This window comes from Pseudomonas sp. W15Feb34 (assembly GCF_023127765.1).
In the GTDB taxonomy this organism is placed as follows: Bacteria; Pseudomonadota; Gammaproteobacteria; order Pseudomonadales; family Pseudomonadaceae; genus Aquipseudomonas; species Aquipseudomonas synxantha_A.
Window position 1 is genome coordinate 24036 of record NZ_SPKN01000031.1, and the last position, 6347, is coordinate 30382.

Genomic DNA, 6347 nt, shown 5'->3' on the forward strand with positions numbered 1-6347 from the left:
TAAGGCCGCAGTTTAGATAGTCGCGCACCTGGGGTCACGCGTTATACGTCGATAAGGTAAAGTCGGCAGCTTAAGGAAGAAACCTCAGGTAACAAAACATGATAGGGAATTGGCGTCAAAAGGTCTCGGGTTTGCTGGCCCTGGTGCTCCTGGGCGTGCTGAGCATAGCCCAGGCGGACACTTCACCGATCGGGGTCGCCCTCGACCAGCGGGTGATTGACCTCACCAACACCCTCGACGCAACCACCACCCAGCGCCTTAAAAACCAGCTTGGCGACCTTGAAGCGCGCAAAGGCGCGCAAGTCGCGGTGTTGCTGGTGCCGACCACGGGCGGCGCCGCTATCGAAGACTATGCCAACCAACTGTTTCGCGCCTGGAAGCTGGGGCGCAAGGACGTCAACGATGGCATCCTGCTGGTAGTGGCCAAGGCTGATCGCGCAGTGCGCATTGAAGTGGGCTACGGCCTGGAAGGCATCGTCACCGACCTGCTGGCTCATCGCATTATTGAAGAACAGATCACCCCGGCGTTTCGCCAAGGTGATTTTGCCGGCGGTGTGCAACAGGGCGTGGACGCATTGACCGTACTGGTGGACGGCGGTGACTTACCGCCATTGGCGGGCGCCGGGATCAACCCTCAATTTATCGCGTTGCTGGTGGCGTTTATCCTGGGCGGCTTGGGCGGCGTGGCGATCGCTGCCGGCAAGCTGCATTGGCGCCGGGCGTTGATCGTCACCGTGGCGGCCACGCTGTTGCTGACGCTGCTGGCGGGCGGTCGCGAGTGGCCGATGTTCCTGTTTGTCATGCCGCTGACGCTGTTGATAGGCGGCGCGATATTCGGCGCGCTGTGGCAGGTGCGTACGCTGTTTTACTGCGTAATCGGGCTGCTGGCTTATATCCTCGGGTTGGTGGTGGCAAACCAGTACGTGGACGTCAGTTTCATCCATTGGCTGCTGTGGCCACTGGGCGTCTTGGTGGTGCTGGGGTTGTACCTGGTGCTACTGCTGATCATGAGAGAGACCTGGCGCACCAGCCGTGCAGGTTTTAGTGTGCGACTGCTGGCGGCGGTAGTCGTGTACGTGGTGGCAGGGTGGGTGATTGACGGCGGCCGCGACGGCTGGCTGTTGGCGTTTCCCATCGCATCGTTTGTCGCGCTGATCATCTTCGGCAAGGTCGGCGAAGGGACGGGATCGGGTCGCGGCTCCAGTTCGAGTTCCAGCAGTTCCAGCTCCAGTGACAGTTCCTCCGGTGGCGGTGGTTCCAGTGGTGGCGGAGGGGCTTCCGGCAGTTGGTGACGCGTTAGCCGATACCCACACTTTCGACCCCCCCCATGGCAAGCGGGTGTTTGGCAATGCCATGGGGAGGCACAACGGTTTGGACCGCAAACAGCCGGTTGCAGTATTACGCCTTGACCCAATCGCCCTTGCCATCGGATTTGATTTCGAAATCAATGGGGTCACGGTTGGCGTTGCCTGGAGCGTTTTCAACGGCCTTTTCGTCCGACGGCAGGAAGTTGCGATCTAACTGGCTGCGGGCAGTGTTGACCTGAGAGTTGTCGACGGCCTTTTCGTCCGCAGGCAGGAAGTTTTTATCCAGCCGACTACGGTTGGCGTGGGTCCTGTATTCGTCGCCGATGTTCTTCCAGCCGCCCTTGCCATCGGACACTTCTGCATCGTCCCCAATCTGGTTTTCTTCCTTGGGGTTGTATCTGGCTTTGTCGTTGTCGATCCTGCCGTTGTCAACGGGTTGGTATGCAGGGAAAGATGGGCTGGAACCATTGATTGAAGACACGATTGCACCTCTCTGATAGCTGGGATATTGACCCGCCAGGACGTGGTCCCGGCTCGGCGTTTCGCAGGCTACAGCGCCATGAGCAGTCGCTCAATGCGGCCCATTTCGGGTGAATGTAACCGAGTGAAACCGCTGTGGTCGCGGGTTTCCAAATAGTGAGAGTGGCGATAGGTGCAATCCGGCAAAAGGGGCAGCAGAGTCAGGCTGGATGTAAGAAAGCGTCGTTGGTTCTCAGGTTTTCATTTGTAGAAATACATTTGACGGCTCAGTGGTGTGCGCTTGTTTCACGATTGGAAACAGTTATGTAATGACCTTTCTTAGACAGTTCTCACCATTTCATGCCACGCCATCCCACCGTGATCCGACGGCGAAGGACGCACATAGGTGTAGCCCATGCGGGTGTACAACGGCACGTGCTGGTGCTTGCACATCAGGTGAATCGTCTGCTTGCCCATTGCTGCCATGCGCTGCACGAACGCGGTCATCAGTTTTTTTGCATAGCCTTTGCCTTGATGTGCCGGGGCGACCACCACCGACATGATCACCACATTCGGCGCCTCGGCCACATGGCCTACCAACTCCTTGAATGCCTCATCCGACATCACCACATTGTGGGCACAGCCGGAATTGATGAAACCTGCGATTTCGCCATCCGCCTCCAGGATCAAAAAGCCCTGGGGATACTGGGCGATGCGCGTGGTGATTTTTTCCAGGGTGGCGGCTTCGTCGCCTTCGTATGCACTGGTTTCGATTTCAAAGCAGCGGTGGGCGTCGGTGGGCAGAGCGGTACGCAGGGTAAGGGTGGGCATGGGTGGTTCCAGGGCGTTGAGCGAAAGGCAACATCATAAAGAAACGTCGAGCTTATGGCACAGCAAGGCCATTTGCTTGGAGGGGAAGGTGTGAGGTTCAACTGAAATATCGGATGCAGAGCGCAGGCCTGACTGATGCGACTCAGTCCAATGTGGGAGGGGGCTTGCTCCCGATGAGCGAGTGTCAGTAAACGCATCTTGGACTGACCCACTGCCATCGGGAGCAAGCCCCCTCCCACATTTGGACGACCTAGAATTCCCCGGAATACTTTACTGCCGCCGCCGCCCGCGACGGCACATTCAAACTGCGCAGCAATGACGACACATGAATGCGCACGGTAAACGGCGAAATATCCAGGGCCTTGGCGATTTCCTTGTTGGTCTTGCCCTGGGCAATCAGGCGCAGCACTTCCTGCTGGCGGGTGGTGAGGGTGTGGGTGTCCAGCGGCAGCAGGCCCGAAGGCGCGAACTTGACCAGCACTTCGCCGGCGCGAATCGCCAGCAACGCCTGGCCGATGTCGTCGGGGGCGATGTTCTTGCCGATGAAACCGTCGGCGCCCAGGGCCATCACCTGTTCGATCAGCGCCGGGTCGTCGACCATTGACACCACGATCAACGTTGTGCGCCGCAGTTGCTGGCGCAGTTCGGCCAGTTGGCTGATGCAAGTCAGGCCGGGGAAGCGCAGGTCGAGGATCAGAGTGTCGACTTCGCTCGGCTCGCACAGCAGCGCATTCACCGTGGCCAGGTCGCCGGCCTCTTGCACCTGGGCGTCGGGTAGCAGGCGCCGCACGGTGCGCGCCATGCCTTCGCGAAACATCGGGTGGTCGTCGGCGATGATGATCCGGCCGGTCATGGTGAGCTCCTTCCTGGGGCAAGGTGGTGTCGAGGCATGCTACTTTACCAGCGGGCCGAGGGCCCCTTTTCCAAAGATGATCTGTCAAGGATATGACTATGAGTCCCGAGACCAACTCCGAACTCGATCAGGCTAACCTGCGCATCGTGGTGGCCACCATCGCCATTGTGTATATCAGCGTACTGGGTTTTTTGCCCGGGCAGTCGCTGGACACCTACCTGCCGGTGATCCTGTATATCTTCGGGTTCCTGCTGGCGTCCATCGTGTTGCGCCAGGTGATCGCACGTTGGCCCGGGCATTACCCGGCGCGGCGCATCTTCGGCATGATCCACGACTACACCGGCACGTCGTTCGGCCTGGTGGTGGGTGGTGAGGCGGCGTTGCCGCTGTATGCGGTGATGGTCTGGGTGAACCTGGGCAACGGGATGCGCTACGGGTCGCGCTACCTGGCGATTGCCACGGGGCTGGCGTTGCTGGCGCTGCTGATCGTGTACCAGCTTACGCCGCTGTGGCAGGCGCAACCGTTCATGGTGTTGATGCTGATGATCACCAGCACGGTGATCCCGGTGTACGCCCATATCCTTCTGGAGCGCACGCGCAAGGCTTCGGAACAAGCCATTGCCGCCAACCTGGAAAAATCCCGCTTTCTCGCCCAAGCCAGCCATGACCTGCGCCAGCCGATCCACTCCATTGGCCTGTTCACCGCCTGCCTGCGCGAAGCACGGTTGGGGGATGACGAGCGGCGGCTGGTGGACAATATCGATCGCTCGCTGCTCAACGTGTCGCAACTGTTCCGTTCGATCCTCGACCTCTACACCCTCGACAACGGTCGCCTGTTGCCCAAATACCAGGTGATCCACCTGGGCGACTTTCTCGCCGACCTGGTGCGTCAGAACGCCGAGGCCGCACGCTGGGCCGGTGTGGAGTTGCGCTTGCGCCCCTGCACTCACTGGGTACGGGTGGACCCGGGCATGTTGGCAACCATGGTGCAAAACCTGCTCTCCAATTGCTTCAAGTACGGCGCGCAGCGGCCAGTGCTGATCGGCGTGCGTAGTCGTGAAAACGGCTTGGTCATAGAGGTGCATGATCAGGGGCGAGGGATTGCACGGGAGCATCTGTCAAAGGTCTTCGAAGAGTTCTATCGCGTGCGCCAATTGCGTGACAAGGATGTCGAAGGCGTGGGCCTCGGGCTGTCCATCGTCAAGCGCCTGGGGCAATTGATGGGGATGCAGGTGAGCCTGCGTTCGCGGTTGGGCCAGGGCACCTCGGTGAGCCTGCACGGCCTGGCCCTGGCCACCGCGCCGCGTCAACTGGCGCTGCGCGACGATGTGCGCCAGGCCGGTCTGCTCACCGGTCTGAAAGTGTGCCTGGTGGAGGATGACCACAACGTGCTGCTTGCCACCCAGGCGCTGCTGGAGCGATGGGGGTGCAAGGTGCAGGCTGAGTCGAGTGGGAAGGGGCTGGTCAGCGACTGCGATATCATCGTCGCCGACTACGACCTGGGTAATCACGCCACTGGCATCGAATGCATCGACGAGCTACGCCAGCAACGCGGTTGGGCGGTGCCGGCGTTGATCCTCACCGGTCACGACGTGGAGAGAATCCAGGCCGCGTTGCACGACCGTCAGATCGCCATCTTGTCCAAACCGGTGCGCCCTGCGGAACTGCGCGGCAGGTTGCGTGACCTCAGCCAGGAAAAAGTTACTGCATGAACGGTGTCAGCCCGTTGCCACGTGCGCCTTTTGGCTGGCAGTAGGCGGCAGGTTTCATCAGGCCAAAACTGGCGATCGCAAATGCACCCCCGCTGGCCCCGCTTGGTACGGAGCAGTTGTATTCGCCGGACGCAGTGTTGGCGACATAGTAAGTGGTCATGGAATCGCTGCGCACATTGGAAATACGTTTAACCGGCTCGCCCAGGTTGGTTTCCGACAGCTTCTTGAGGTGATCTTCAGTGGGCTTGATATTGCTGCAACCGGCGACGCCGATGATCAAGGCGCCCAGCAGGGCAAGGCGAGTAACAGGGGAGTGGAGTTTCATGGTGCGTCTTCCTTGGGATTGTTTTGGTTTTTCCAGCGCGCAACAAACCCGCACGCAATGAATGCGCGGTGCTGAGGAAGCGTTGGAAGTGCCGAGGAATATAGCGCCGCAGGCGGGCAGGGTCGATTAGCACAAATGGGCTAATGGCAATTTGAAGTCATGGAAGGAACAGGCAGTGTTGGAGATAAAACGAGCTACGCCAGACGACGCCGACAGAGCGTTCGAGATTCGCCGTGACGCCATTCGCGGTCAGTGCATTGGCGCCTACAGCGCGGAGCAAGTGGCGCTCTGGACCCGAGGTTGCGCAAGTGATGGCTACAGCGTGTTGATGGACAAACCGTTCTACCTGGGCTGGGTGAACGGTGAAGCTGTCGCTACCGGTATGCTCGATCCTGACCACCATGAGGTGGGAGCGTTGTTCGTGCGGCCTGCGTTCACTGGGCGCGGCTATGGCAAGGCGATGCTTGCGCATGTGGAGGGCATTGCACGGCAGATGGAGATTTAAAAGGTAGTGCTGGACGCCACCTTGAATGCGGTGAGTTTCTACCGCTCGTGTGGTTATGTGGGGGATGAGCAGGCGGTGTATCACTCACCCTCGGGGTTGGTGCTGGCGTGTGTGCCGATGGTGAAGCGGCTGCGGGTCATGCCGGCGTTTTGAATGCTGCGCGCAATTGCTCAATGACCTGAGCAACGCCTGGGCCCCGAATCCGTGGCGAGGGAGCTTGCTCCCGATAAGTATCGATATCTACACAACTCTGTAGCAGCCGACCGTAACCACGATGCGAAGCGAGCCGCTCTTGATCTGCTTTTGATCTTGATCTTAGGCGCCCCGTCAAACCACGCTGGCCGGAATTCGACAG

At 59.8% G+C, this 6347-nt stretch carries 6 protein-coding genes and 1 pseudogene; 3 read left to right on the forward strand and 4 right to left on the reverse strand.

The window, feature by feature from the left end:
- The first annotated feature begins 98 nt into the window (after positions 1–98).
- Entirely contained in the window at positions 99–1292 is a 1194-nt protein-coding gene (locus tag E4O97_RS15715; RefSeq protein WP_248161675.1) for a YgcG family protein, read from the forward strand.
- Between the two features lie 106 nt (positions 1293–1398).
- Here the strand turns inward: E4O97_RS15715 and E4O97_RS15720 are convergent, their stop codons facing one another.
- The 3 genes from E4O97_RS15720 to E4O97_RS15730 form a co-directional block, all read right to left on the reverse strand.
- Positions 1399–1788 (reverse strand): hypothetical protein, encoded by a 390-nt coding sequence (locus tag E4O97_RS15720; protein ID WP_248131466.1) that lies wholly within the window; start codon positions 1786–1788, stop codon positions 1399–1401.
- Between the two features lie 317 nt (positions 1789–2105).
- The gene (locus E4O97_RS15725; protein ID WP_248161676.1) at positions 2106–2597 is read right to left on the reverse strand and encodes a GNAT family N-acetyltransferase; all 492 of its coding nucleotides are present in this window, start codon (positions 2595–2597) and stop codon (positions 2106–2108) included.
- Positions 2598–2847: 250 nt separating this feature from the next.
- Entirely contained in the window at positions 2848–3450 is a 603-nt protein-coding gene (locus E4O97_RS15730; RefSeq protein WP_032880771.1) for a response regulator transcription factor, read from the reverse strand.
- A 98-nt stretch (positions 3451–3548) separates the two neighbouring features.
- On the opposite strand from E4O97_RS15730, the gene E4O97_RS15735 reads away from it, so the two are divergent.
- A complete protein-coding gene (locus tag E4O97_RS15735; protein ID WP_078821178.1) occupies positions 3549–5162 on the forward strand; it encodes a hybrid sensor histidine kinase/response regulator in 1614 nt (537 codons plus the stop codon).
- On the opposite strand, the gene E4O97_RS15740 is transcribed toward E4O97_RS15735, so the two are convergent.
- Positions 5152–5487 carry a hypothetical protein gene (locus E4O97_RS15740; protein ID WP_032880773.1) on the reverse strand — a complete coding sequence of 112 codons (336 nt, stop codon included), beginning with the start codon at positions 5485–5487 and terminating at the stop codon, positions 5152–5154. The two genes, E4O97_RS15735 and E4O97_RS15740, sit on opposite strands and share 11 nt — an antisense overlap.
- A 175-nt stretch (positions 5488–5662) precedes the next feature.
- Here E4O97_RS15740 and E4O97_RS15745 point away from each other — a divergent pair.
- Positions 5663–6145, forward strand: a pseudogene (locus E4O97_RS15745) (GNAT family N-acetyltransferase).
- The last annotated feature ends 202 nt before the right edge of the window (positions 6146–6347 follow it).

Excerpts from the sequence above, each read along its gene's own strand:
- E4O97_RS15715 (WP_248161675.1), top strand. The coding sequence starts at position 99 with ATGATAGGGAATTGGCGTCAAAAGGTCTCGGGTTTGCTGGCCCTGGTG.
- E4O97_RS15725 (WP_248161676.1), bottom strand. The coding sequence starts at position 2,597 with ATGCCCACCCTTACCCTGCGTACCGCTCTGCCCACCGACGCCCACCGC.
- E4O97_RS15730 (WP_032880771.1), bottom strand. The coding sequence starts at position 3,450 with ATGACCGGCCGGATCATCATCGCCGACGACCACCCGATGTTTCGCGAA.
- E4O97_RS15735 (WP_078821178.1), top strand. The coding sequence starts at position 3,549 with ATGAGTCCCGAGACCAACTCCGAACTCGATCAGGCTAACCTGCGCATC.
- E4O97_RS15740 (WP_032880773.1), bottom strand. The coding sequence starts at position 5,487 with ATGAAACTCCACTCCCCTGTTACTCGCCTTGCCCTGCTGGGCGCCTTG.